This is a genomic window from Blautia parvula (assembly GCF_020215665.1).
Lineage (GTDB): Bacteria > Bacillota > Clostridia > Lachnospirales > Lachnospiraceae > Blautia > Blautia celeris.
Genome location: NZ_CP084061.1, coordinates 4,310,691 through 4,334,854, shown reverse-complemented (window position 1 = coordinate 4,334,854; position 24,164 = coordinate 4,310,691). Strand labels below are relative to the sequence as shown.

The following is a 24,164-nucleotide window of genomic DNA, read 5'->3' as shown; positions in this document are numbered from 1 at the left end:
TTTTTTGTAAGGAGGAACATGAGGATGGACAGGAGAAGAGATAAGAACCTGATCGTGGAACCAAATGCAGCAATGCCGGGGAGAAAATACAGTGAAGAAAAACCCTGGTCTTGTAAATATTGTTATTGGTGGGAAGGAAGAAAAAAGGGATGCATTGAGAAGCAGTGCTATTATTTGCTTCCCACAAAGGATCAAGGAAAGAAAGGAAGTGGTTAATTGCAGGATGAAGTGAATGAAAAAATCATAGCTCTGTGTGTCCAGACAACCCGGATGAGTACCGGTGTGTTAAAGGCATCTATGAGAAAATTTCTGGATGGAATGAGCAGACAGAAACAGAAACGGGTACAGGTAAAACAGGCTGTCAAAACAGGAAAAGCACAGGAAAAGGGCAGAGAAAAAGAAAGAAAACGACAGGAGATGAAAAAGCCTCATGGAAAGCAGACGATAAAGCAACTGATCGCACAGGGAGCGCAGCTTACGAATATCCAGATCACAGATCAAAATATCAAGTCTTTTGACCGGGTAGCCCGAAAATATGGGATTGATTATAGTCTGAAAAAGGATTCCCGTGTGGAACCGCCGTTGTATCTGGTATTTTTTAAATCGAAAGATGTGGATGTGATGACGGCTGCTTTTAAAGAATATGCAGGTATAGAGATGGATCAGTCTAAAAAGAAAAAACCTTCTGTCCGAAAGAAACTACAGAAGACAAAGGAGAGAAAAGCAAAACAACGTCAGAGAGTAAAAACAAGACAGAAAGTCAGAGGACAGGAACGATGATCCGGGAAAAGATGCAGAATATCCAGATGAAGAGAGTGGTGATATTAAGCATTCCGTATCTGATCATCTTCTATCTTGCAGATAAATGCTTTTGGCTTTATCGTCATTGTATGGGACGTAGTATGATTGAAAAAATCTGTGTGATGCTGATGAATTTTCCATTGGCATTTGCCAACTGGTTTCCGAGCTTTTATCTACAAGATTTGCTGGGAGGTGTGATCGTAGCACTTATTTTTAGAATCGTCTTGTATTATAAAGCGAAGAATGCAAAGAAGTTCCGGCATGGAGAGGAGTATGGATCAGCCCGGTGGGGAAATCGGAAAGATATCGAACCATTTGAAGATCCGGTATTTGAGAACAATATTATTCTGACCGAAACAGAACGGCTTACGATGAATAGCAGACCGAAAGCTCCTAAATATGCCAGAAACAAGAATGTGATTGTGATCGGAGGATCAGGTTCTGGAAAAACAAGGTTTTATGTAAAGCCTCAACTTATGCAAATGACAGATCATGTATCCTATGTGGTGACAGATCCAAAGGGGACGATCATTGTAGAATGTGGAAAGATGCTAGTAAATGGAGGCTATCGGATCAAGGTGCTGAATACGATCAATTTCAAAAAGTCGATGCACTACAATCCATTCCATTACATCCGTAGTGAAAAAGATATCCTCAAACTTGTGAATACCATTATCGCAAATACGAAGGGGGAAGGAGAAAAATCTACGGAAGATTTCTGGGTGAAAGCGGAACGCCTTCTGTATTCTGCTCTGATCGGTTATATTTGGTATGAAGCGCCGGAAGAAGAACAGAACTTTTCTACTCTTTTGGAATTCATCAATGCCAGTGAAACGAGAGAAGAAGATGAAGAATTTAAGAATGCGGTTGATGAACTGTTTGAAGAATTGGAGGCGGATAATCCGGAACACTTTGCAGTCAGACAATATCGAAAATATAAGCTGGCTGCCGGAAAAACAGCGAAGTCGATCCTTATTTCCTGCGGCGCCAGACTTGCTCCTTTTGATATCCAGGAACTTCGGGAGATCATGTCTTATGATGAAATGGAGCTGGATATGATCGGGGATCAGAAGACAGCAATGTTCGTGATTATCAGTGATACCGATGATACATTCAATTTTGTGGTGGCGATCATGTACACACAGCTTTTTAATCTGCTCTGTGATAAAGCAGATGATGAGCATGGTGGAAGACTTCCGTACCATGTGCGATTACTGCTGGATGAGTTCAGTAATATCGGCCAGATCCCCAAATTTGATAAACTGATCGCAACGATCCGAAGCCGTGAAATCTCCGCCTCTATTATTTTACAGTCGCAGAGCCAGTTAAAAACCATTTATAAGGATGCTGCTGAAACTATCACAGGGAATTGCGATACCGTATTATTTCTTGGAGGAAAAGAAAGCTCCACGTTAAAGGAGATATCGGAAACGCTGGGAAAAGAGACCATCGATCTTTACAATACCTCTGATACCAGAGGGACAAGCCAGTCCTATGGTTTGAATTATCAGAAGACAGGGAAAGAATTGATGAGCCGGGATGAACTGGCTGTAATGGATGGAAATAAATGTATCTTACAGCTTCGGGGCGTACGGCCATTTCTCAGTAACAAATATGATATCACAAAGCATAAGAGATATAAGGAACTTGCGGATGAAGATGAAAGAAATGCTTTTGATGTGGAAAAATATCTGGAGCATAAGCTGGTATTTTCACAGGATACAGAATTTGAGGTGTATGAAGTAAATGTAACAGAAGAGGATGTGAAAGAAGCAGAACAGAATATATCATAGAAAAGCACGAAGAATATATGAAAACAGAATAAAAAGCGTTAGTGCATGTAGATATCCATCTATGTGCTCTTTTTTGCGTTTTTTTAAGAAAAAGTCCTGATGATCAGGCAGAAAGGAGAAGAAAGTGAAGATGAAAATAAGATCACCTTGCAAAGAAAACAGGTAAAAAAAGAGGTCTGAATAATAGGGAAAGGAGAGAGGAAACGCTGACAGACCATAGAAGCAGCGTTTATTCAGAAAAGAATATGGGATTTTTCGGAAGTGCAATTACAATCTTACAGACATTAGTCGTAGCGATTGGTGCAGGTCTTGGTGTCTGGGGAGTCATCAACCTGATGGAAGGTTACGGTAATGATAATCCTGGTGCAAAATCACAGGGAATTAAGCAGCTTATGAGTGGCGGTGGTGTGATCCTGATCGGTACACAGTTAATTCCGCTTTTGAGTGGATTATTTGGTTAAAGGAAAGGAGTAGAGATCCATGTTCAGTCAAATTTTTGATGCGATTGAGGAATGGATGAGGGAACTTCTAACAGGTATGATCAGTTCTAACCTGGACCGTATGTTTACGGATGTCAATCAGAAGACAAGTGAGATTGCGGGCCAGGTTGGACAGACACCACAAGGATGGAATGGCAGTATCTTTAGTATGATCGAAGGATTGTCGAATTCGGTCATCATGCCGATTGCAGGCATCATCATAACTTTTGTATTGTGTTATGAATTGATTTCCATGCTGACAGAACGTAATAACATGCATGATATTGATACATGGATGTTCTTTAAATATTTTGTGAAAATGTGGATCGCCGTTTATCTGGTAAGCAATACATTTACCATTACGATGGCAGTCTTTGATGTAGGACAAAGCGTCGTAAACTCGGCGGCAGGGCTGGTTTCCGGAGACACATCCATTGATATCAGCTCTGCGATCACAGATTTATCAGCTACATTGGAAAGCATGGAGATTGGAGAACTTGTGATATTGGCATTGGAAACTTTGATCGTAAGTTTCTGTATGAAGATTATGTCTGTACTCATTACGGTTATCTTGTATGTCCGTATGATAGAAATTTACCTTTATACCTCAGTTGCACCGATCCCATTCGCAACGATGAGCAACAGAGAGTGGGGACAGATCGGAACGAATTATTTCAGAGGACTCTTTGCCCTGGCATTCCAGGCATTTCTGATGATGGTATGTGTTGCTATTTACGCAGTATTAGTGGCAGGCATCCAGTTTTCAGATAATCTGAGTTCTTCATTATTTGGTGTGATGGCATATACGGTGATCTTATGTTTCAGTCTGTTCAAGACAGGATCACTCAGTAAGTCGATCTTTAATGCACATTAGAAAAGAAAGGAAGTGAAACACATGGCGTATGTGAGTGTGCCGAAAGATTTAACGAAAGTAAAGAATAAAGTGGCATTTAATCTTACAAAAAGACAGCTGATCTGTATTGGTATTGGAGCAGCTATGGGAATTCCCTGCTATTTTCTCTTTAGAAATGCTCTTGGAATCAATAATGCTGCAGTCCTTATGGTACTTATGATGCTGCCGGCCTTTTTGTTTGCCATGTATGAGAAAGATGGAATGCATCTGGAAGACGTATTGATGCATGTGATCCGGGTGAAATTTATCCGGCCAGCTGTCAGAAAATATGAAACTGAAAACTATTATGAATCAGATCCGGATGGAGAAGATCAGAAAACGATGAGAAAGGAAGAAAGGAAAGGGGGAGAAAGCGGTGGTAAGAAAAAGAAAAAAGACCGCAAATAAAAAGACGAATGGAAAGAAAGATGTAAAGAAACTTACCGTTCAACAGACCATTGCCTACAAAGAAATGGGGAGGGATGGTATTTGCAGGGTGCAGGGAAATGTCTATTCCAAATGTATCCGGTTTTACGATATCAACTATCAGTTAGCACAGAATGAAGATAAGAATGCAATCTTTGAAAACTGGTGTGATTTCCTAAATTATTTTGACAGCAGCATCCATTTTCAGCTCAGTTTTATCAATCACAAGAGCAGCATGAAGGAATTCGAGCAGGTGATCAAGATCAGTCCACAGGGAGATGCTTATGATGATATCCGTATGGAATATGCCAACATGCTGAAAAAACAGCTTGCAAGAGGAAACAATGGTTTGGTGAAAACGAAATACATCACTTTTTCTATTGAAGCGGAAAATATCCGGGAAGCAAAACCAAAGCTGGAGCGTATTGAGTCTGATATTTTAAATAACTTTAAGATCCTTGGTGTGATGGCATATCCTCTGAATGGAGAGGAGCGACTGCGGATTCTGTATGAAACGTTTAATCCGGATTCTACAGTGGAATTCCAGTTTGATTATGGATCTATGATTAAAACGGGGTTAAACACAAAAGATTATATCGCACCTACCAGTTTTGTGTTTAAGGATGGGAAAACCTTCCAGATGGGAAATACGATGGGGGCGGTTTCTTATTTACAGATCCTTGCTCCGGAGTTGACGGATAAGATGCTGGCAGAGTTTTTGGATATTGATAAGGACTTGATTGTAAATCTTCATATTCAGTCTGTGGATCAGATGAAAGCGATCAAGCTGGTAAAAAGTAAAGTAACGGATATCAATAGAATGAAAATTGAAGAGCAGAAAAAAGCAGTAAGAGCAGGGTACGATATGGATATCATTCCGTCGGATCTGAATACCTATGGAGGGGAAGCAAAACGGCTTTTGGAAGATCTGCAGTCACGAAATGAGCGTATGTTCCTTGTAACAGCGCTCTTTTTAAATACCGCAAAAAGCAAGCAGGAATTGGAAAATGCGATCTTTCAAACAGCCGGTATCGCACAGAAATATAATTGTATGTTAAAGCGTCTGGACTATCAGCAGGAAGAAGGACTTATGAGCAGTCTTCCGCTTGGTGTAAATCATATTCCAATCAAGAGAGCGTTGACAACGACCAGTACAGCGATTTTCGTACCATTTACCACACAGGAATTATTCATGGGCGGCGATTCTTTGTATTATGGATTGAATGCTACCAGCAATAATCTGATCATGGTAGACAGGAAGAAGTCGAAAAATCCAAATGGTCTGATTCTTGGTACACCGGGATCGGGAAAATCTTTTGCGGCAAAAAGGGAAATGACGAATGTATTTTTCACAACTAAGGATGACATTATCATTGGAGATCCGGAAGGTGAGTATTATCCATTGGTTCATGCTTTGGGAGGACAGGTCATCCATATTTCCCCAAACAGTAAGGATTATATCAATCCGATGGATATCAATATGAATTATTCTGAGGATGATAATCCGTTGGGAGTAAAATCTGACTTTATTTTATCCCTTTGCGAATTGATCATGGGAAGCCGGGACGGAATTGAAGCAGAAGAAAAGTCTGTTATTGACCGATGCCTTCCCCTTGTATATCAGAACTATTTTTCTGATCCGAAACCGGAAAATATGCCGACTCTTGGAGATCTGTATGACTGTCTCCGCAAACAGAAAGAACCACAGGCACAGAGGATTGCCACAGCTCTGGAAATCTATGTCAACGGATCTTTGAAGGTGTTCAATCACCAGACGAATGTAGAGCTGAATAACAGGATTGTCTGCTTTGATATCAAGGAGCTCGGAAAGCAGTTAAAAAAACTTGGAATGCTCATCATACAGGATCAGGTGTGGAACCGGGTGACGATCAACCGTGGCGTAAAATCTACCTGGTACTATATCGATGAATTCCATCTTCTTCTAAAAGAAGAGCAGACGGCATCTTATTCGGTAGAGATCTTCAAGAGGTTTCGGAAGTGGGGCGGAATCCCAACTGGAATCACGCAGAATATAAAGGATCTCCTTTCCAGCCGGGAAATTGAAAATATTTTTGAAAACAGTGATTTTATTTTGATGTTAAACCAGGCTGCAGGTGATCGTCAGATCCTGGCGAAACAATTAAATATCTCACCGTATCAGTTGTCTTATGTTACGAATTCCGGGGAAGGGGAAGGGCTTCTCTTTTATGGGACAACGATCATTCCGTTTAAGGATAAATTTGATAAGTCCCTGAAGTTATATTCTCTCATGACAACAAAGCCGGAAGAAGTGGAACAAAGAGAAAAGGAAGGAGGCGGAAGTCTTGGCAGGGAAAGAACTGAAAGGAAGAGAGAAAGTTGTCAGTAAAATGACAAGAGACGGTCTGACGGAAGAAAATCTGGCAGATGGTTCTGTAAAAGATATCAGCCATAAAAGCCGAGGCAGACCGCTGGAAATGAAACAGGACTTTGTTTTTGACCGGGAAAAGAAGAAAGACAAGCTGTCAGATGGACAAAGCGAGGAACGGAATCTGCAAAAAAAGCAGATCCGAAACTCCTCTTTGCGAAAAGAAGCAATATCTGAGGAACCTATTTTAGAAGAATCTGTGTTAGACGGAGAGGGAGCTGGGGAGAAAAACGTATCTGAAAAATCTCCCCAATACAAGAAAAAGTTTCGGGAACATGCGCAGATACCGGAAGATGACTCCTTGACCGGACAGAAGAAAAAGATCCGGAAAAAGCAGATCCAGAAACAGATGAGAAAAGAGCAGGCAAAATCCGGAAGGTTATCCTTTGATGATGAGGAAAATCAGATGGTAAAAGGACCGGGGATGAAACCGGGCAGAACCATTGGAAGGTATGCGGTAAGAGATGCAATTTCAAAAGGGGTATCGGATTCAGAAGAAGAGGAACAGGATGTTGCAACGGAAACGGTTCAGTTTGCAGAAAGAGGAACCGAAACAGCGGTAAGAGGTCTGCGCTATGCACAGCTTCGGAGCCAGCGTGCAGATGTAAAGGCAAACCGGAGAGGATATCATCTGGATGAAACCGGAGAAAAGTTAAAATTTGGTATGAGTGACAGCATGGGAAAAGCAGGGGCGGAGGAAACGGTCAAAAGGTCGGAAGAGAAGAAAAGGGTTCTGAACCGCTTTTTCCAGAGAAAACGATATAAGGATGCCTATCGGGCTGCCAGAACAGGAAAAACTGCAGGCAGTGCAGGTGGGGCGGCAACTGTTGCCGGTGTTGAGAATATAACCGTGAAAGCGAAGATCGCATTAAAAGAGATTGTGAAGCGGAATCGGGCTGTATTTTTCGGCGCCGGTATTTTTGTGCTCTTATTTCTGATCGTGGCAGTATCTTTGGGAAGCTGCAGCGCTTCCATACAAGGGGGCGGCTCTGTGATCGAGATCACCACATATCCGGGAACGGATGAAGATATCTATGCGGCTGAGAACTACTATGTTTCTTTGGAAACGGCTTTGAACCAGCAGATCAATGAGATGGAAGCCACTCATCCGGACTATGATGAATACCAGTACAACGTAGGCGAGATCGCTCATAATCCCTATCATCTGATCTCCTATCTGACAGCAAAATATGGGGATTGGAAATTTGAAGATATCAAGGATGAATTACAGGCTTTATTTGAAGCACAGTACAGCTTGGATACGGAAAGCAAAACAGAAACCGTAACAGAAACGAAGACAGTACGGGTAGGGGAATCCTTAGGGAACGTAGTTACCAGCGGTTACTGTAATTGTTCCATCTGTTGTGGACAATGGTCAGGCGGTCCTACAGCGAGTGGCGTTTATCCAACCGCAAACCATACGATCGCGGTAGATGCTTCTGATCCATTTGTTCCGATGGGAACAAAGATTGTGATGAATGGCGTGGAATATACCGTAGAGGATACGGGAGCCTTTGCAAGATATGGAGTGCAGTTCGACGTTTACTATGATAATCATAGTGCAGCATCCGCACATGGTCATAAGACCTGGGAAGCGTTTATTGCGGATAGTAACGGAAGCAATGAAGTGACAGTAACGAATACGACAACGAAGAAGATCTTGTATGTTACCTTAGGGAATACGGGATTTGATGCAGTCGCAAGAGCAAATCTGAATGAAGAACAGATGATCTTATATAATGCTTTGAACACCACCTATGGCAACAGAAATTACTTGTGGGATATAGGAAATATCTCCACAGGCTCCGGTTCGGACGGAATGAGTTATGAGATACCGCCGGAAGCATTACAAGATGAAGAATTTGCCCGGATGATCCGGGAAGCTGAGAAATATCTGGGAGTCCCGTATGTATGGGGAGGATATTCTCCTTCTGGATTTGACTGCTCCGGATTTGTATCCTATGTGATCAATCATTGTGGAAACGGATGGAATCTGGGAAGGCAGACCGCAGAGGGATTGCGAAACAGTTGTACGTTTGTTTCTCCGGGAGATGCAAAACCGGGGGATCTGATCTTTTTCCAGGGAACGTACAGTACGCCAGGAGCAAGCCATGTGGGTATCTATGTGGGAAATAACATGATGATCCATTGTGGGGATCCGATCCATTATTCCAATATCGGTACAGCATACTGGCAGCAACATTTTATGTGTTTTGGCAGATTGCCATAAGAAAAGGAGAGTGAAAGATTTGAATAAAAAAATCAAGAAATATATGGAGGAGATCCATAAGACAGAACAGAAGATCGCTGATCTTCAGCAGTATCTCAAAGGACTTCATGCTGCTTTGAAACAGGAAGAAGATAATGAGATGATCAAAAGCATCCGTGGAATGAAATTAGACAGTCATGCCCTGCATGATCTTCTGAATGGAATCCAGGAAGGAACCGTAAAATTTCAGGTCAGCCAGGAGTCTGAGGAAGAAGGAACAGGCTCCTTTGTATTTACAGAAAAGAAAGAGGAGGGACATCCGTATGGTGAAATGGAAAAAACTGAATAAGAAAGTGGCAGGAGTATTGTTAGGCGTTATGGTGCTTTTTTCTGCATCCACAACAGCCTTTGCATATGTGGATCCGTCGGCAGAGACGACAAATACAGAAGCGGCACAGACGGAGACGGTACAGAATAAAGAAACAGAAAAGCCGGCAGATGAGGGGGTTCTGCCGGAAAATAATAAAACAGAGAAGAAAGAAGATGCTTTTACAGAACCGGGAAATGGGGAAGTCCAGGATGATATCCAGAATGGATCCAGTAAAGAATTCCTTACGATCACAACAAAGAATAACAATACCTTTTATCTTGTGATTGACCGTAGTTCTACCTCCCAGAATGTATATCTGTTATCTCAGGTAGATGAAAATGATCTGAAGGAATTTGTGGATCAGGAAAAAGAGCCGGCAACTGTCACACCCACTCCGCAGGTAGTCATCGATGAAAATAAAACCGAAGAAACCGATAAAAAAGAAGAGATAGCAAAGCCAGAAAAAGAGAAGATGCCACAAGCGAATATGGGAGCAATGGCAGCGATCCTTATTCTTGCGTTAGGTGGAGTTGCAGCTTATTACTACTTCAAGATCTATAAGCCAAAGAAAGAGGAAGAAGAGGATTTTGAAGAGGAAGGACTGGAAACAAGTGACGGATTGGAGATCATCAATGAGGATGAATTTGAAGACCGGGAAGAAGAAAATGAATAAAAAATAAAAAAAATGAGTGGAACGCCCTGTATTTTTGGGGCGTTTCCTTTCGTTATATGAAGGAGGTAATAAGTTATGTATTTAGTAATTGCAGAAAAACCAAGCGTGTCCAAAGCGATTGCAGAAGTGATCGGGGCATCAAAAAAAGAAGAAGGGTATCTGGAAGGAAAGGGCTGCATTGTCAGTTGGTGTTTTGGTCATCTTGCAGAATATGTTCCACCGGATTCTTATGATGAAAGGTTCACCAGATGGCTGTATGAGGATCTTCCGATCATCCCAGAAGAATGGAAACTGGCAGTATCCAAAGATAAGAAAGAACAGTTCTATATTTTGAAAAAGCTGCTGAACCGCCCAGATATCGAGTTTGTGGTAAATGCCTGTGACGCCGGACGGGAAGGAGAACTTATCTTTAAGCATGTATATGATCTGTCCAGAAGTAAAAAACCGGTCAAGAGATTATGGATCAGTTCATTGGAAAGTTCTTCGATCTTAGAAGGGATAGAACATCTGAAAGCTGGAGAAACCTATCATAATCTGGCAGAAGCAGCGGTTTGCCGGGCACAGGCAGACTGGCTTGTCGGTATGAATGCGACAAGAGCTTACACAACAAAATATTTTAAAAAGCTGACAGTAGGACGCGTGCAGACGCCGACACTTGCCATGCTTGTCGAAAGACAGAAGCAGATTTCAGGTTTCAAAAAAGAAAAATATTTTAATGTGGTTTTGGATTGTGATGGACTGATCGCAGAGAAGAAGAAAATCTTCGATGTGGAAGAAGCAGAAAGAGTGTGGAAAACCTGTCAGGGCAGTGATGCGATTGTGGAAAAGGTGGAGTCAAAGGAAAAGACGGTAAAACCGCCGAAACTGTATGACCTGACAAGCCTACAGAGAGAGGCGAACCGTATCTATGGAATGACTGCTCAGCAAACATTAAATGCGGCGCAGAGCCTGTATGAGCAGAAGCTGATCACTTATCCGCGTACAGACAGCCAGTATTTGACAAGTGATATGGAAGAAACAGCGAAACAAGTGATCCGTAAGATCCATGAGAAATATCAATTGCTGGGACCGTTTGACCAGCCCAAAACACCGGATGTAAAGAAGGTGCTGAATGACAAGAAAGTATCAGATCATCATGCAATCATTCCTACGGTAGAACTTGCAGAATTTGATTTTTCTAAGTTAAGAGAATGGGAACAGAAGATTTTATTCCTGATCGCAGTACATACCGTAGAAGCAATGGAAGAAGATCATGTATTCATGGAGACAGAGGTGGAAGTGCGATGTCAGGATGAGATTTTTAAAGCAAAAGGGAAAGTGGTCAAGCAGAACGGTTGGAAACTTTTTGAAGAATGCTTCAAGAATGAGGATGGACTTGCTATAGAAAACCCGGCGGATGCAGGGAAGGACAGCATTCCAAAAGTAGAAGCAGATCATAAGTTTTACAACGTATCCGCAGCGAAGACGGAACATTTTACAGCACCACCGAAACCGTATAGTGAGGATACCCTGCTTGCAGCTATGGAGACTGCTGGAAATAAAGAATTTGAGGAAGATACCGAGAAGAAAGGGCTGGGCACTCCGGCAACAAGAGCAGGGATCATAGAAAAACTGATCGCTTCCCAGTATGCGGTACGAAAAGGTAAACAGATACTTCCGACAGAGGACGGAAAAGTATTGATCGATATCTTACCGGATTTCTTGAAGTCTGCCACCATGACAGCGGAATGGGAAAACCAACTGTTAGAGATGGAGCAGGGAAAGATGGCTCCGGGACAGTTTATGACAGGTATCGAAAAACTGCTTTCCATGATGCTGAATCATTGTGACTCCATTCCGGAAGAAGAGACACGAAGGTTCCAGAAAAAAGAGAGCTTGGGAACCTGTCCGGTCTGTGGCGGCCTGGTCTATGAAGGAAAGAAAAATTTCTATTGCGGTAACCGTGAATGTAATTTCTGTCTCTGGAAAGAAAACAAGTATTTACAGAGCATGGAAAAGGATATGGATGCCAGGATGACTGCTGAGCTTCTGAAAAATGGAAGTGTTCATGTGAAGGATCTGTATTCCAGAAAGAAAGATCTGTATTTTGAAGCAGATCTGCATATGGAAACCGATGAAAACGGGAGAGTGACATTTTCATTATCTTTCCCGAAAAGAAAAACAATGAAGAAAAATAAGAGAAAATAGGAGGAATAAAATATGGAATTTAATCAATTTGTTAACGAAGTAAAGGGAGGAATCAAACAGTTTCTTCCGATTGAATATGAAGATGCACAGGTAAGAATTGAAGAGGTAAAGAAATTAAATGAGAATTATCTCGGAATTACGGTCTTAAAAGAAAATCAGGTAATCGCTCCCACTTTTAATCTGAATCAATTGTACAAAATGTATCAGTCAGATCCAGAGATTTCTATGGGAAGCATTTTGAGAAGCATTACGGAACTGGTGCTTGATGTACCGGAGCAGTTTAATCCGAAGAGCATTACAGAATATGAGAATGCAAAGAAGAAGCTGTTCATCCGCGTATCTTCGGCAGAAAAAAATGAAGAAATGCTGCAGAACGTACCTCACCAGATGAGAGAAGATCTGGCAATTACCTATCATCTTGCCATCCGCATTGATGATATTGGGGTGGGTTCTACGACGATCACGAATGATATTTTAAAGCGTTATGGGATCAGTGAGGAACAGCTTCATGCAGATGCTATGGAAAACAGTCCGAATGTCAGACCCATCCATGTGATGGTAATGGGAAGTATGATCGAGCAGCTTATGGGAATGGGACCAGAAACAATTCTGAAAGATGAATCTGTTCAGAGTATTGCAGAAGTTATCTCAAATGGAATGGGAAGTGAGAATCCGATGTTTATTGTAACGAACTCACAGACAGTAGGTGGAGCAGGTGTGATTTTTTATCCGGAAGTAATGGATCAGATCGGGGAAGGCTTTCAGGGAAACTTTTTTATTCTGCCTTCTTCCACTCATGAAACATTAGTCATTCCGGATAATGGAGCATTTGATTACCGGGTTCTGGAGGATATGGTCCAGACGATCAATGAAAATGAAGTCGCTCCGGAAGAACGACTTTCCGATCATGTCTATCATTATGATGTGAAAGACCGGGTATTTGAAAGGGCAGATAAATTTGCAGAGCGTCAGAAAGAAAAGGCAGCCAAGCTTGATAAAAATGAACATACCGGAAAAGAGCAGAAGATGGAGCATCCAAAACCAAAGAAACATGCTATGGAATTATAGAAGTGTAGAGTCCGTATAACAATAAGATGGGAATCCCTCATACACACGGCTGTATGGGGGATTTTTTAAAAGAGAAAGAGAGGAAATGAATGAGTGAAGAATTGACAAAAACTAAATTACTTCCCATACAGGGGAAAGATATGGACAGTATCATGCAAAACCTGGAAACAGGAGTCGCAGAATTATTTACCAGTGAACGGTATCAGGAATATTTGAAAACCATGTCAAAATTCCATAATTATTCTTTTAATAATACGCTGTTGATCGCCATGCAAAGACCGGATGCCACCTTAGTAACAGGATATCGGAACTGGCAGTCTATGGGCAGACAGGTAAAAAAAGGGGAGAAGGGAATTACCATTATCGCACCGGCGCCGATCAAAAGGAAAAAGGAGCAGGCAGTATTGGATCAGGATCAGAAACCGGTGATCGGTCCGGATGGAAAACCAAAGACGGAAGAGGTGGAGGTCACACTTCCTTGTTTCAAGGCGATTACAGTATTTGATATTGAACAGACCACAGGAGAGCCGATCCAGACACTTGCTCCTGAAATCCTGACAGCGGCAGTAGAAGATTTTGACTTATTCCTGCAAGCAATCCGGGAAATCTCACCAGTACCGATACGATTCGATGCGATCGAAGGATCTGCAAACGGTTATTATCACAACCTGGATAAAGAAATCGTGATCAAAAAAGATATGAGCCAGAGCCAGACTTTAAAAACAGCAATCCATGAAACCGCACATGCAAGGTTACATGACAAGGAGATCATGGAAAGCCAGGGCATCGAGAAGGACCGGCTGACAAAAGAAGTGGAAGCAGAGTCAGTCGCGTATTGTGTGTGCTCTGCCTTTGAACTGGATACGTCAGAATACAGTTTTCCGTATATTGCAGGTTGGAGCAGTGGAAAAGAAATGAGAGAACTGAAAGCCTCTATGGATGTGATCCGTAAGACAGCAGGAGAAATGATCGATGAACTGACAGAAAAAATAGAAATGATGCTGGAACAGAAACAAGAGAAATTAATTGCTGCCGTAGAAGCTGCCGGATACCGTTTTGCAAAAGAAGAAAGCAATTCTCAACATCTGCAGTTTATTCCGGATGGCACCCATAGGATGCAGGGACATTTATTTGCAAAATCCTGGAATGAAGTGGAACGATGGGTAGAAGCTATCATAGAAAAAGGAGATCCAATCCAGAAAGAACGTGTAGAGCGAGTAATATATCCGGAACGGTTTGAACATAGTTTTGAAGAAATGATGTTTACAAGGAAAGAATGCAGGCTCTCAATCTATCATTTAGATGAAAATGGAACAGGAAGAGATCAATTATTTGTGGGGATGGAAGACTTGCAGGAAAAAGGGATCACGATAACTGCTGATCAGTATCGATGTGTTTATTCCAGCCTGTATCTGCCAAATGAAGATATGAATGCAGTTTACAGTATTTTTAATGATGATCCACCGGCTGATTATAAGGCACACTCCCTGTCTGTCAGTGATGTTGTGATCATGAATCAGAATGGGGATATGAAAGCATATTTTGTGGATCGCTTTGGATTCCAGGAACTTCCGGATTTTGTAGAAGAGAGAAAAAAGATACTCGGAATGGAAAGTGACATTCAGAAAAAGGATATCTTAGAGCAAACGAGTTGTATCAGTTTCTATGCGGCAGAATGTTCAGAGTTTCCGGTATTAGGAGAAGTTCATCATGATCTTACTTTGCCGGAAGCTTTAGAAGCGTATGAGAAGATACCTGCAGAACGAATGAATGGGCTCAAATCTGTTGGTTTTAACCTGCAGGAAGGCGGTGATTATGACGGAATGATGGATCTGATGGTTGCCGGAAGATCACAAAGAGAGATCTTAGATTCCATACCATTTTACAGGGAGAACAAGTTGGTGCAGGAAGCCCTGAAACGTGTAGAACAATATATCGAGGAAAAGCCACTGAATGTAGAGAAAACCAGACCAAAAGAAGAAAAAGGAGAGATACAGAAAACCAAATCTCAAAAAAGAAGGGAGGATATGAGCTTATGAGTAAAGTAACATTTGAAGAAGATGAATTGACGGTTGTGGCTCTTTTCCACGAAAACACAAGAAAAGATACGATAGATATTTTGAAGGATACCTTAGAGGCATTAGAAGAAGCGAAAGAAGATCCATTGGAAGACGATCTGCTGGAAACGATTGCCTCTGCAATCAGTAAGTTACAGATGATCGAAGATAAATATTATTATTCCCTGGATCTGAATCGTTATCTGAATAACCTGGAGGATGATGCTTATGAAGAATGATCAATTTGCAGTTTACCGAGTAGACCGTAATTCGGAAGGGAGAGACCTCTGGCATCTTTCCTATCAGGAAGCGGTAAGCAGGAAACTTGCGATACGGATTGAATATTACCGGCAGATAGATCTCAGACCATTATTGCCGGGGGAGAGTGCGATTGCTTTATGGAAACGTATGAAAGAGTCTTGTGAAGTCAGTGATGTGCTTGTACTGAATCAGAATGGGGAAATCCATTGTTATTATGTCAATGAAGACTATCCACAGCTTTTATCAGGGTTCATCCGATTAAACCCGTCAGGTACATTGGTCACGTTGGATACGGAAAATTATCGCATTAGTGGAAAGCCGGGAAATTGGATGGCTACGGATGATATCATCATTGATGGAAAACAGTTTTATCTCATGGAGCATCAGGAATATCACAGGCAGGTTGCCTATATCATCTTAGACAGTTATGGGAAGATGATCATGGAGGAATGTCAGAATGGATTCGATGAAAAAACCAAACAGAAACTCCATGAGATTATGAAAGTACCGGAACAAAGGGAACAGGAACATCAAACATATAAAGACAGGCTGGAACATTATCAGAAATTTTATGAGAATGGGACTTATGAGAGAAGCTGGGAATCCGGAACAGAAGGAAATTATAATATGGTGGACGGCCAGGTAAACAATCTGAAAAGTGCAGAAGGGAAAAGAGTGGAAAGAAAGCCGGCACAAAGATCAGAACAATCCTCAAAAAAGAAACCAAAGAAAAGAGAGTCGGTGATCAAGAGATTACGGGAAAAACAGATTGCAATCGCTGTGAAATCTGGAAAACCGGTACCGAGATATTTGGAGCAGGATATGGAAAGGAGGAGAGGATAGATGCTATGAAACTGTCAAAGTATGAGAAAGAAACGATTATCCTGACAAATGAAGAAGATCGATATTATAGTGTCTATACATTTAATCAGGGATTACAGAAACGACTAAAGAATTTTGCAGAGAGATATCCGGAATGCTGCTATCTAAGCAACTCAACAAAAGAAGGGAGTGAAACCTATATAATCCAAAAGGGACGGTTATCATTGAATTTAAGACCTCCTTATGCAAAGGAACGAATTCAGAAAGCATTAGAAACAATTCAAATGGCACGTGAAGAGAAGTCGAAAGGTTCATAAAACACGATTTAAGCGAAAAATATCTCATGACCATGAGGAAAACTGAAAACAAAAGGTATTCTGTGATAAAGTATAAAGGCTTATAAAGAGAAAGCTTGATATGTCTGGAAGCTACATTATAATACAAGCAAGGGCAGAACCTCAAAAAATCGGCTCTGCCCAAGTAACTCATGATATATCTGATATCAGTTTTTAGTTTACATAAAATTTGAAACGACCTTAACATTTCTCTTATATTTTCTTGCATAGATTAGTTTTTAACGATATGAAATATCTATATCGAACCAGGACTTTAGATAATACCATAAAATCTCTGCAATACCTATTGTGATTGCCCATAGCAGTAATGCCCCAACAGTTGCAATTATTATTAATTTCCATTTTTTTGCTAGAATAGAACAGATAATGCTCAGTACATATATTCCCAAAATAATCTCAAATTTTATAATAGATATGTTTAATGACTCCAAAACTAAACCTGTAAATGGAATCAAAAAAAATAATAAGCCAACTGACAAATAGGAACATTTACCAAATAAATCCATGCTACTCCATTTTTTTCTTATTTTTTCCATATTGTAACCTCCCATGCCGTTTTCTCATAAAAATTCTTGAATTTGAAGATTTGCCTTTGTAACTGAAATAGAGTTACTTTATTAGGATTAGGCAAATACTTTGAGAATCGTAGCTGTATAGACCAAAATTGCAGCTACTATCGAGATTATGGCATCTTTCTTTTTGTTTTTATCATAAAATTCTTTTGCGGTTGTCAGGAGTGTTAATCCCATAAAAAAATACATTAATGGCAATGCAACGTCAGTAGATACTATATTCATTAATCCAAGAGAACCAAATATAATTGCTAATATAGTAAAAATTTTTTTGAAAATATGCATATACACTCCTCCGTAATTTATATACTTTTGCTTTATTTTTCTTTTTTCAGTAACATATATATACCCCATAAAAAAAGTATAAGAAATAAAATAAAAGGAATTAGTAAGCCGTTATCCAATATGCTGACTATCATTCTTCCAGGCGGTGTTACCCATGAGGTTGCAGGGGAAATCATAGCTGCTATTATTATTCCTACAATACCGATGGTTCCACTTAAAATTAAAAATCCACTTTTTATAGAGTTGTTCATATACATACCTCCAATAGTCAAAGTTAATGGCAACTAACTCGGATATTATCAGACAACATATATTTTGTCAAGTTATTTATTTCAAGACATATTGTCTGAATATATTTTTTTCGCACTTTACTAAAGCATCTACAATAGCTTGTTTATCTAATTCGTTTACCTCAATATTAATAGGTACAATACTATTATTTTTTGATATTCCCATTGTCGAAAGTAGATGTGCAAAAACTTTTTTTGTTATGATGACACTATTATCTAATTCTGACATAAAAGATAAATCCTGAGCATTTAGAAGAACAGGCTTGATGGTAATTCTATGGCGAGAAAACTTTCGTGCAAGATACAATTTTAAAATCTCTAATTCAGCTGTTAAATCAGAGACAATGAAAATTTGTACCGGTTTCATGAACTGCTGAACAATAGAAAATATTTGCAAAGATAAATACTGCAAATGCCCTGCATCAACAGGATAAGGAATATGGTTTTCTTTTTTCCATGTATCAATCATTTCTGATACGCATTGTCGAACCATGAGTTTCGACGAATCCTTCTTGGAATCCAAATAAAAGTGTTTATCTGGAATGATACAATGAAGATTGAAAAAACATTTTTTGTAAAAATATATGATTGACGATTTAAACGCATGTGACTGCGTTACATCTAAGCAAAATTTATTCTCAAATTTTTTGATTAAGTGTTTCACTTTACCATTTGCAAAAATAATCTTATGAACCAGTTCAATATCTTCCCGTTTCCATTTATCAGCAAATACACAGCTGTTGGTACAGCAATATACTAAAAATATGTAATCATAATCACGATCAGAAAATGAAATATTCAATTTATTTTCAAGATTTTCTTGTAAGTACTTTTTTAATTCAGGAAAAACAAATAATTGCTTGAGGCTTTCCAGTTCCTCTGATTTTTCAAAAGTTAGAGGATATTTTTTTCTTTTCCATGCAAGAATCAATAGATATTCAAAGTATCCGTATTCCGCAGAAGTACATTCAAGAAAATTCATGTCTATTTTATCGTTGGTTGAAATGATAAACTCCCTTGCTATCTGGATTGAATCAGAGTCTGTAAGACAGCTTATCACCGCCCATATTGATGAGGACGAGTTTTGCCGCTATGTGATACAACGGGACATAAACGGGATTGCCCTTGCTCTGCGGGAAACACACAAGGACGATTTTTTCAGCATCCCAGAGGATAACCCGCTAAAAGAAATGCTGGAAACTGCTGGTGAAATCGTCAGCCAGGACAGCGACACGGAACAAGCGTACTTGGCGTTTATCTGCAAACGGCTCAAGCTGAATTTTAGGAAGCTGTCAGTAGAAGAACGGAAGTGGCTGAAAAAGATTGCGGAAAAATCCGACTTGCTGAAGAATCCAAAACCGCAGAGAGGACGAAGATAAAAAATGCCTGAACGGCGGTTCTGGTTTTTCAGAACCACCATCCAGGCATTTTGTTTAGTAATAGAAAAAGGTGCAGTTGATTATTGCGTATTGTCAATCTCTCTCAAACCGGGTAGTAAAAATACGGCAAGCGCAACGATGATAATGCCAATTCCGCAAATGACAAACCATTTCTCAACTCCCAGCCGCTCCGCCAGAGGCCCGGAAATGACAAGGCCAAACGGCATGGCGAGGGAAGCGGCGCTTGTCAGTAGAGAAAAAACTCTCCCCAGATATTCTGGTTTGACCGTTTCTTGAAAAATCGCATTTTGCACACCGTAAAATGGAGCGGAAATTCCCATAACAGTACAGCACACAACAAAGACAAGAAATGCGTCTGGCGGCAAAAGCCCGGAGAGCATATTGCTAACGCCCATCAGGAGAACGGAAAGACCGATGGTGTACCGCCGTTTCTTAAAACCGCCCCAAATGCTCAGAATGACTCCGCCAAGCAGCATACCAACCGCAAAAGCAATTTCAGCGGCAGAGGCATGGGCCGGTGTTCCTTTGAAGTATGACATACAGATGAGAGGAAAAAGCGTACTGATTGGCATATAAAAGAACATATAAATTACACCAATCCAGAGCAGAGCAAAGAGGCCCCTGTTTTGCTTTAATACCACATACCCCTCTTTCATATCCTGTAAAAACTGTTGTCTTTTCGTTTCTGGACATAGTTCAGGCGTTGGTATGGACGAAATCGCAACAGTCACACAGGCAAGGATTGCACCCACAATATCTAACAATATAATTGCATTAAGAGGCCAAACAGCATATAAAAACGCTGCGGCAGCTGGACTGATAATCGCACTTACTGCTTGCATGGTCTGCGTGTAACCAGCGCATTTTGTAAGTTCCTCTTTTGGCACAATCATAGGTGTTGCTGCGCTGAATGCTGGAGAATGAAAAGCAGTTCCCGCACTTCGGATTAACAGGACAACCATAATAGACCATACGGGCAATTCCATGTAAAACGCCACCAGCGCCAGAATACCGCCAGCGGCGGCAATTATCAAATCCGCACCAATCATTACGCTTTTACGGCTGTGCCGGTCAACAAAAGCACCTGCAAACGGGCCTAAACAGGCTTGCGGCAAAAATCCAATCAGTGTTGCCGCCGTCAATATGATTGCAGAATTAGTTTTCGCAACCAAATAAAAGATAATGGCCATTTGCAAAATACCGCTGCTAATAAAGGATATTGCTTGTCCGGCAAGAAGTGTAAAATAAGTTTTTCTCCATGAATTGTTGTTTTGGGTCATAATGCGAACCTCCTTTTTTATTGCATTGTTCCTTTGTTTCTGCAATAAAAAGCAGGCGTTGTCCCACAGAGAGGGCAGACGCCTGCATAACAACAAAGCACGAAAAAACACCACGATACAGTTCAAAGACTGCTCGTGTCAAACCTACGTGTTCCTTTGCATACGCACGCAAAAAAAGCCCACCATCATGTGGAAAGGTACTTCTACTTTTTATTGCTTATTAGCGTACACAAATTAACACACGTAAGCCTCCTTCCAATCTCAAACTGTCGCACAGTATAACACACATCCGATAGACTTGTCAACCATTTTTAACCTTGTTTTCCATCTTGTTTTTCCATCTCTTACGGGCAGTAGCAAAGCCAGGCGAGCCAGTCAACGGTCAAGATGAACGGCGCTTTCAGCGCCGCCGTTGACAGTCTCGCCCGTCTTTGCTAATGGGTAATCAAGGCGGGAAAGCCATTTTAGGGCTTTCCCGCCCATTTCAATTTTGGGAGAAGAAAGGCCCCAAAATGAACGAGTGCGGCCAAACACTTTTAGGGATTGGCCACCTTGTCCACCCATCCAGCGGGGCGGCGGGGAACGGTCAAGGCCGGGCGTCAGCCCATTCATTTCAGCCTTGACGGTTTCCTGCCGTCCTGCTACTTTTCCCGGAGTGTGGCCACACATCTGGTCACGGTGTCCAGAGCTTTGGGACTTTTTGTCCCATAGGCCGGGGGCGGAGGACGAGGGACGGGGGCTTTCATAATACGCCCTGTCTGCTGCTGAAATCAGCCCTTTGTTTCCGGCTTACCAGCCCCAAACAAAGCCCTGCTTTCCTGCCGCGTCAAATGCCCTTGCCCTCCCCGGCGGCAACGGTATTTTCAGGGCAACGCCGACAGAGCGTATAACACACTACACTTTGCTCCGCAAAGTCGTGTGCCAAATGGGGCGCTGCCCCCTTTGGAAACCCCCGCAACAAACAGGTGCTATGCACCCAGCCGGGAGCATAGCGCCGTTTGTTGTCAGCAGCCCGTTTCACGGTCTGCGTGTAGTTCCTTGTAAACTGACCTAAAGAACACGCAAAATATTTGAAGAAAACATCTTTTGATGATAATGAAAGATATGTAACGCTATCTACTTGTACTTCAGAGAGTACAAACGGCAGACATCTTCTAATTGGAAGAATTTTAGAAAATACTGCTGATGAAAAAGGAGAACCGCAATATGAAGAAAAATAGACAGATACTTGTGTTAGCTGCTCTATTGTTTGGTTTCTTGTGTTTTCCTGCTGATAAAGTTTTAGCTGCGTCAAATGTAGTAGAGGTTCCGTTAACAGTTAAGCAAAATTTTGAAGAAAATAGCAATGAAAAAGGAATTGATCTTACTGGAACTTATGAATTTCGTGCATTAGACATAGGCATTCCTATGCCGGGAGATTCTGATAACGACAGACATGTTTTTGTACTTGATGGTAATAATGCGGAAAAGATGATTTCATTGCAGTTCCAGCATGGCGGAGTATACCGTTATCATTTGGTTCAAACAAGTAAGGATAAAGAAAATTATACATATGATAGAAGTTCTTATATTATAGCTGTTTATATCAAAAACGGAGAAAATGGGAAATTGGTTCCACAAGTAATTGCAGAAAAAAATGATGGTAAGAAGTATGGAGAATTAATGTTTTACAATTCATATAATAAGAAGGTTGACAATCCTTCAAAACCTTCAAAACCATCAAAACCGGCAGAACAGGTACAAACAGGGGACAGCACAGATATAAAATTGCATGTAATGATTGCCTCAGTTGCATTAATGCTGATCGTAATGTTAGGTTATTTTAAGAGAAATAATCAGAAAGAGAACAATAGAGCTTAGTAGTCAGGGTAGTCATATAGGTGTATGACTACCTTTCTTATGTAAAACGTAAGACTGGGAGTGAGAATGTTTGTTGGGAGTCTTTTTACTAATAAACATGATGACGATATAGAGTAGTAAGCGATAATAAAATCCCAGCTTGTAAAATTGAAAATTAGAAGTTTCCAAAACAAAAAATCTGGTGACACGAGGAGGGCGTTTGAGATGCTTGAATTGATAAACGTTATGTTTCCAATCATGTTTATTATTGTGGTTGGTATCATTATTTTCTCTTTGGTGAGAGGAATTATCACATGGAATAAGAATAATCAGTCACCTAGATTAACAGTGTCAGTTGTCGTTGCTGCAAAGCGAGAAAACATTACGCATCATCAACATGCAAATGTAGGTGATTTGAGCAGTGCACACGGATTCCATACTACAACCAGCACTTCGTATTATGTGACGTTTTTGGTGGAAAGTGGAGACAGAATAGAGCTTTGCGTTTCTGGAACAGAATATGGAATGCTTGTAGAAGGTGATACTGGCAGGCTGACTTTTCAAGGAACGAGATATTTGTCGTTTGAACGAATATGAATTTGTAAAGGAGGACTATGTATGCGTATATGGAAAGCAATATTTAGCGTATTAACTATCATTTTTGGCTCGCTGGGACTGATGAACATAGTTTCTACTAATATAACACTACCGATTATGTTTGTATTTATGGGATTAACTTTTTTGACAAATGCAAAGGAGTGTTATGATAAGGGTGCGAAGAAAGATGCTATGATATTTGTAGGCATCGCAATTTTCGTCTATGTAGTCACAGCATATAACCTGATAAGCAGACTTATGTAAAGAATTTACGTGGAGGTGAAAGTAGCATATGAAATGTTTAGATTGTGGAATGGAAATGGAACAGGGAACTGTTCAAGGTATAGGACAAGGTGGTGGGCATTGGTACGAATTTACTTCTGATGAAGAAAAAAACTGGAAAACTGGAATAAAAGGCTTTTTTACGCAAAAAAGCATTAGCCTAAAAACATCAGTTATAGAAAGTCCTGCATGGCATTGTCCTAATTGTAAGAAGGTTTTAATGTGGATGGATAGTAAAGAATAATTCCAACTTGTAAAATTGAAAATTAGAATTTGTTACTCTTTTGTATCGTAAATAATTTTGCCCGTAAAGTAAATTGAAATGTCCATTTGAACTAAATCTTCTGTTTCTAAGATAGATAAATAACCAGAATACAATACTTGATTATACCCGTATAATTCATCTACAATTTCAAAGCTATAGTTTTTGTATCTCTTTATAAAGCGTTCCAGTTCTAATTTCTCACCGTTGAATTTTCCATAGTTTCCCCATTTGCTCTGCAACATAACGCAGGTACAATCAAAATCCACACCTTCGATTGTGATGTTTCCCTCGACCTGTTCAAAAGGTTCTGTAAGTTTTTCATATCCGTCCTCGAATTCAAGGACTATTGTTTTATCTTGAATTATAATCTTTTTGACCCGCATATCATGCAGACTATATGGAATGGGCGGATTGTGTTTATATTCTGTCCTCATGAGACCTCCCCGTCAAATTCTAATTGAACAAAATCGCTGCGCGATGGCCTGCCAAGGCTATGGCATAGCGATTTTCTTTTTTCTATAACAAAACAGTGGAAAGCAAGTCCTAAAAGTAG

At 40.6% G+C, this 24,164-nt stretch carries 26 protein-coding genes and 1 pseudogene; 21 read left to right on the top strand and 6 right to left on the bottom strand.

Annotation, left to right across the window (positions count from 1 at the left end):
* The first annotated feature begins 24 nt into the window (after positions 1 to 24).
* From LC508_RS20110 to LC508_RS20035, 16 genes are all read left to right on the top strand, one after another.
* The gene (locus LC508_RS20110; protein WP_009268908.1) at positions 25 to 216 is read left to right on the top strand and encodes a hypothetical protein; all 192 of its coding nucleotides are present in this window, start codon (positions 25 to 27) and stop codon (positions 214 to 216) included.
* A complete protein-coding gene (locus tag LC508_RS20105; RefSeq protein WP_009268907.1) occupies positions 217 to 780 on the top strand; it encodes a PcfB family protein in 564 nt (187 codons plus the stop codon).
* Positions 777 to 2,594 carry a VirD4-like conjugal transfer protein, CD1115 family gene (locus LC508_RS20100; RefSeq protein WP_016439429.1) on the top strand — a complete coding sequence of 606 codons (1,818 nt, stop codon included), beginning with the start codon at positions 777 to 779 and terminating at the stop codon, positions 2,592 to 2,594. Before LC508_RS20105 ends, LC508_RS20100 begins: the two co-directional genes overlap by 4 nt.
* Positions 2,595 to 2,839: 245 nt before the next feature.
* Positions 2,840 to 3,055, top strand: coding sequence for a Maff2 family mobile element protein (locus LC508_RS20095; RefSeq protein WP_009268903.1), 216 nt, complete (start codon positions 2,840 to 2,842; stop codon positions 3,053 to 3,055).
* A 19-nt stretch (positions 3,056 to 3,074) separates the two neighbouring features.
* On the top strand, positions 3,075 to 3,947 hold the full coding sequence (locus LC508_RS20090; protein WP_009268902.1) for a VirB6/TrbL-like conjugal transfer protein, CD1112 family: 873 nt from the start codon (positions 3,075 to 3,077) through the stop codon (positions 3,945 to 3,947).
* Positions 3,948 to 3,968: 21 nt separating this feature from the next.
* Positions 3,969 to 4,373 carry a PrgI family protein gene (locus tag LC508_RS20085; RefSeq protein ID WP_016439430.1) on the top strand — a complete coding sequence of 135 codons (405 nt, stop codon included), beginning with the start codon at positions 3,969 to 3,971 and terminating at the stop codon, positions 4,371 to 4,373.
* The gene (locus tag LC508_RS20080; RefSeq protein ID WP_118393225.1) at positions 4,342 to 6,759 is read left to right on the top strand and encodes a VirB4-like conjugal transfer ATPase, CD1110 family; all 2,418 of its coding nucleotides are present in this window, start codon (positions 4,342 to 4,344) and stop codon (positions 6,757 to 6,759) included. Before LC508_RS20085 ends, LC508_RS20080 begins: the two co-directional genes overlap by 32 nt.
* Before the next feature lies 1 nt (position 6,760).
* Complete coding sequence (locus tag LC508_RS20075) at positions 6,761 to 9,028, top strand: C40 family peptidase (RefSeq protein WP_035102951.1); 2,268 nt, start codon at positions 6,761 to 6,763, stop codon at positions 9,026 to 9,028.
* 19 nt (positions 9,029 to 9,047) lie between these two features.
* A complete protein-coding gene (locus LC508_RS20070; RefSeq protein ID WP_016439433.1) occupies positions 9,048 to 9,356 on the top strand; it encodes a DUF4315 family protein in 309 nt (102 codons plus the stop codon).
* The gene (locus tag LC508_RS20065) at positions 9,331 to 10,050 is read left to right on the top strand and encodes a DUF4366 domain-containing protein (protein WP_016439434.1); all 720 of its coding nucleotides are present in this window, start codon (positions 9,331 to 9,333) and stop codon (positions 10,048 to 10,050) included. Before LC508_RS20070 ends, LC508_RS20065 begins: the two co-directional genes overlap by 26 nt.
* A gap of 75 nt (positions 10,051 to 10,125) precedes the next feature.
* Positions 10,126 to 12,237, top strand: a complete 2,112-nt coding sequence (locus LC508_RS20060; RefSeq protein WP_118393224.1) for a DNA topoisomerase 3 — start codon at positions 10,126 to 10,128, stop codon at positions 12,235 to 12,237.
* A gap of 12 nt (positions 12,238 to 12,249) precedes the next feature.
* The gene (locus tag LC508_RS20055; protein ID WP_009263226.1) at positions 12,250 to 13,305 is read left to right on the top strand and encodes a DUF5688 family protein; all 1,056 of its coding nucleotides are present in this window, start codon (positions 12,250 to 12,252) and stop codon (positions 13,303 to 13,305) included.
* Between the two features lie 89 nt (positions 13,306 to 13,394).
* A complete protein-coding gene (locus LC508_RS20050) occupies positions 13,395 to 15,344 on the top strand; it encodes a YodL domain-containing protein (RefSeq protein WP_009263225.1) in 1,950 nt (649 codons plus the stop codon).
* A complete protein-coding gene (locus tag LC508_RS20045) occupies positions 15,341 to 15,601 on the top strand; it encodes a transposon-transfer assisting family protein (RefSeq protein ID WP_009263224.1) in 261 nt (86 codons plus the stop codon). The genes LC508_RS20050 and LC508_RS20045 overlap by 4 nt, the downstream gene beginning before the upstream one ends.
* Positions 15,591 to 16,466 carry a DUF4316 domain-containing protein gene (locus tag LC508_RS20040; RefSeq protein ID WP_009263223.1) on the top strand — a complete coding sequence of 292 codons (876 nt, stop codon included), beginning with the start codon at positions 15,591 to 15,593 and terminating at the stop codon, positions 16,464 to 16,466. Before LC508_RS20045 ends, LC508_RS20040 begins: the two co-directional genes overlap by 11 nt.
* A gap of 5 nt (positions 16,467 to 16,471) precedes the next feature.
* Positions 16,472 to 16,762: a hypothetical protein gene (locus LC508_RS20035; RefSeq protein WP_009263222.1), complete on the top strand. Its 291-nt coding sequence runs from the start codon at positions 16,472 to 16,474 to the stop codon at positions 16,760 to 16,762.
* A gap of 257 nt (positions 16,763 to 17,019) precedes the next feature.
* On the opposite strand, the gene LC508_RS20030 is transcribed toward LC508_RS20035, so the two are convergent.
* The 4 genes from LC508_RS20030 to LC508_RS20015 form a co-directional block, all read right to left on the bottom strand.
* A complete protein-coding gene (locus LC508_RS20030) occupies positions 17,020 to 17,337 on the bottom strand; it encodes a hypothetical protein (RefSeq protein ID WP_009247034.1) in 318 nt (105 codons plus the stop codon).
* A gap of 87 nt (positions 17,338 to 17,424) precedes the next feature.
* Complete coding sequence (locus tag LC508_RS20025; protein WP_009247033.1) at positions 17,425 to 17,658, bottom strand: hypothetical protein; 234 nt, start codon at positions 17,656 to 17,658, stop codon at positions 17,425 to 17,427.
* Between the two features lie 32 nt (positions 17,659 to 17,690).
* Entirely contained in the window at positions 17,691 to 17,909 is a 219-nt protein-coding gene (locus LC508_RS20020) for a hypothetical protein (RefSeq protein ID WP_009247032.1), read from the bottom strand.
* A gap of 76 nt (positions 17,910 to 17,985) precedes the next feature.
* Positions 17,986 to 18,930, bottom strand: coding sequence for a M protein trans-acting positive regulator PRD domain-containing protein (locus LC508_RS20015; RefSeq protein WP_009247031.1), 945 nt, complete (start codon positions 18,928 to 18,930; stop codon positions 17,986 to 17,988).
* 61 nt (positions 18,931 to 18,991) lie between these two features.
* On the opposite strand from LC508_RS20015, the pseudogene LC508_RS20010 reads away from it, so the two are divergent.
* Positions 18,992 to 19,327: pseudogene (locus tag LC508_RS20010) on the top strand (helix-turn-helix domain-containing protein); the annotation flags it as partial.
* Between the two features lie 80 nt (positions 19,328 to 19,407).
* Here LC508_RS20010 and LC508_RS20005 read toward each other — a convergent pair.
* Positions 19,408 to 20,628, bottom strand: a complete 1,221-nt coding sequence (locus LC508_RS20005) for an MFS transporter (RefSeq protein WP_002584949.1) — start codon at positions 20,626 to 20,628, stop codon at positions 19,408 to 19,410.
* Positions 20,629 to 21,834: 1,206 nt separating this feature from the next.
* On the opposite strand from LC508_RS20005, the gene LC508_RS20000 reads away from it, so the two are divergent.
* The 4 genes from LC508_RS20000 (at position 21,835) to LC508_RS19985 (ending at position 23,590) form a co-directional block, all read left to right on the top strand.
* Entirely contained in the window at positions 21,835 to 22,488 is a 654-nt protein-coding gene (locus LC508_RS20000) for a Spy0128 family protein (RefSeq protein ID WP_009247030.1), read from the top strand.
* A gap of 204 nt (positions 22,489 to 22,692) precedes the next feature.
* Positions 22,693 to 23,064, top strand: a complete 372-nt coding sequence (locus tag LC508_RS19995; RefSeq protein WP_009247029.1) for a DUF2500 domain-containing protein — start codon at positions 22,693 to 22,695, stop codon at positions 23,062 to 23,064.
* A gap of 21 nt (positions 23,065 to 23,085) precedes the next feature.
* On the top strand, positions 23,086 to 23,328 hold the full coding sequence (locus LC508_RS28635) for a hypothetical protein (RefSeq protein WP_009247028.1): 243 nt from the start codon (positions 23,086 to 23,088) through the stop codon (positions 23,326 to 23,328).
* Positions 23,329 to 23,356: 28 nt separating this feature from the next.
* The gene (locus LC508_RS19985) at positions 23,357 to 23,590 is read left to right on the top strand and encodes a PF20097 family protein (RefSeq protein WP_009247027.1); all 234 of its coding nucleotides are present in this window, start codon (positions 23,357 to 23,359) and stop codon (positions 23,588 to 23,590) included.
* Between the two features lie 32 nt (positions 23,591 to 23,622).
* Here the strand turns inward: LC508_RS19985 and LC508_RS19980 are convergent, their stop codons facing one another.
* Positions 23,623 to 24,045, bottom strand: coding sequence for a hypothetical protein (locus LC508_RS19980; RefSeq protein WP_002801797.1), 423 nt, complete (start codon positions 24,043 to 24,045; stop codon positions 23,623 to 23,625).
* Between the last annotated feature and the right edge of the window lie 119 nt (positions 24,046 to 24,164).

Excerpts from the sequence above, each read along its gene's own strand:
- LC508_RS20110 (WP_009268908.1), top strand. The coding sequence starts at position 25 with ATGGACAGGAGAAGAGATAAGAACCTGATCGTGGAACCAAATGCAGCA.
- LC508_RS20100 (WP_016439429.1), top strand. The coding sequence starts at position 777 with ATGATCCGGGAAAAGATGCAGAATATCCAGATGAAGAGAGTGGTGATA.
- LC508_RS20095 (WP_009268903.1), top strand. The coding sequence starts at position 2,840 with ATGGGATTTTTCGGAAGTGCAATTACAATCTTACAGACATTAGTCGTA.
- LC508_RS20090 (WP_009268902.1), top strand. The coding sequence starts at position 3,075 with ATGTTCAGTCAAATTTTTGATGCGATTGAGGAATGGATGAGGGAACTT.
- LC508_RS20085 (WP_016439430.1), top strand. The coding sequence starts at position 3,969 with ATGGCGTATGTGAGTGTGCCGAAAGATTTAACGAAAGTAAAGAATAAA.
- LC508_RS20075 (WP_035102951.1), top strand. The coding sequence starts at position 6,761 with ATGACAAGAGACGGTCTGACGGAAGAAAATCTGGCAGATGGTTCTGTA.
- LC508_RS20065 (WP_016439434.1), top strand. The coding sequence starts at position 9,331 with ATGGTGAAATGGAAAAAACTGAATAAGAAAGTGGCAGGAGTATTGTTA.
- LC508_RS20060 (WP_118393224.1), top strand. The coding sequence starts at position 10,126 with ATGTATTTAGTAATTGCAGAAAAACCAAGCGTGTCCAAAGCGATTGCA.
- LC508_RS20055 (WP_009263226.1), top strand. The coding sequence starts at position 12,250 with ATGGAATTTAATCAATTTGTTAACGAAGTAAAGGGAGGAATCAAACAG.
- LC508_RS20050 (WP_009263225.1), top strand. The coding sequence starts at position 13,395 with ATGAGTGAAGAATTGACAAAAACTAAATTACTTCCCATACAGGGGAAA.
- LC508_RS20045 (WP_009263224.1), top strand. The coding sequence starts at position 15,341 with ATGAGTAAAGTAACATTTGAAGAAGATGAATTGACGGTTGTGGCTCTT.
- LC508_RS20040 (WP_009263223.1), top strand. The coding sequence starts at position 15,591 with ATGAAGAATGATCAATTTGCAGTTTACCGAGTAGACCGTAATTCGGAA.
- LC508_RS20035 (WP_009263222.1), top strand. The coding sequence starts at position 16,472 with ATGAAACTGTCAAAGTATGAGAAAGAAACGATTATCCTGACAAATGAA.
- LC508_RS20030 (WP_009247034.1), bottom strand. The coding sequence starts at position 17,337 with ATGGAAAAAATAAGAAAAAAATGGAGTAGCATGGATTTATTTGGTAAA.
- LC508_RS20025 (WP_009247033.1), bottom strand. The coding sequence starts at position 17,658 with ATGCATATTTTCAAAAAAATTTTTACTATATTAGCAATTATATTTGGT.
- LC508_RS20020 (WP_009247032.1), bottom strand. The coding sequence starts at position 17,909 with ATGAACAACTCTATAAAAAGTGGATTTTTAATTTTAAGTGGAACCATC.
- LC508_RS20015 (WP_009247031.1), bottom strand. The coding sequence starts at position 18,930 with ATGAATTTTCTTGAATGTACTTCTGCGGAATACGGATACTTTGAATAT.
- LC508_RS20005 (WP_002584949.1), bottom strand. The coding sequence starts at position 20,628 with ATGACCCAAAACAACAATTCATGGAGAAAAACTTATTTTACACTTCTT.
- LC508_RS20000 (WP_009247030.1), top strand. The coding sequence starts at position 21,835 with ATGAAGAAAAATAGACAGATACTTGTGTTAGCTGCTCTATTGTTTGGT.
- LC508_RS19995 (WP_009247029.1), top strand. The coding sequence starts at position 22,693 with ATGCTTGAATTGATAAACGTTATGTTTCCAATCATGTTTATTATTGTG.
- LC508_RS28635 (WP_009247028.1), top strand. The coding sequence starts at position 23,086 with ATGCGTATATGGAAAGCAATATTTAGCGTATTAACTATCATTTTTGGC.
- LC508_RS19985 (WP_009247027.1), top strand. The coding sequence starts at position 23,357 with ATGAAATGTTTAGATTGTGGAATGGAAATGGAACAGGGAACTGTTCAA.
- LC508_RS19980 (WP_002801797.1), bottom strand. The coding sequence starts at position 24,045 with ATGAGGACAGAATATAAACACAATCCGCCCATTCCATATAGTCTGCAT.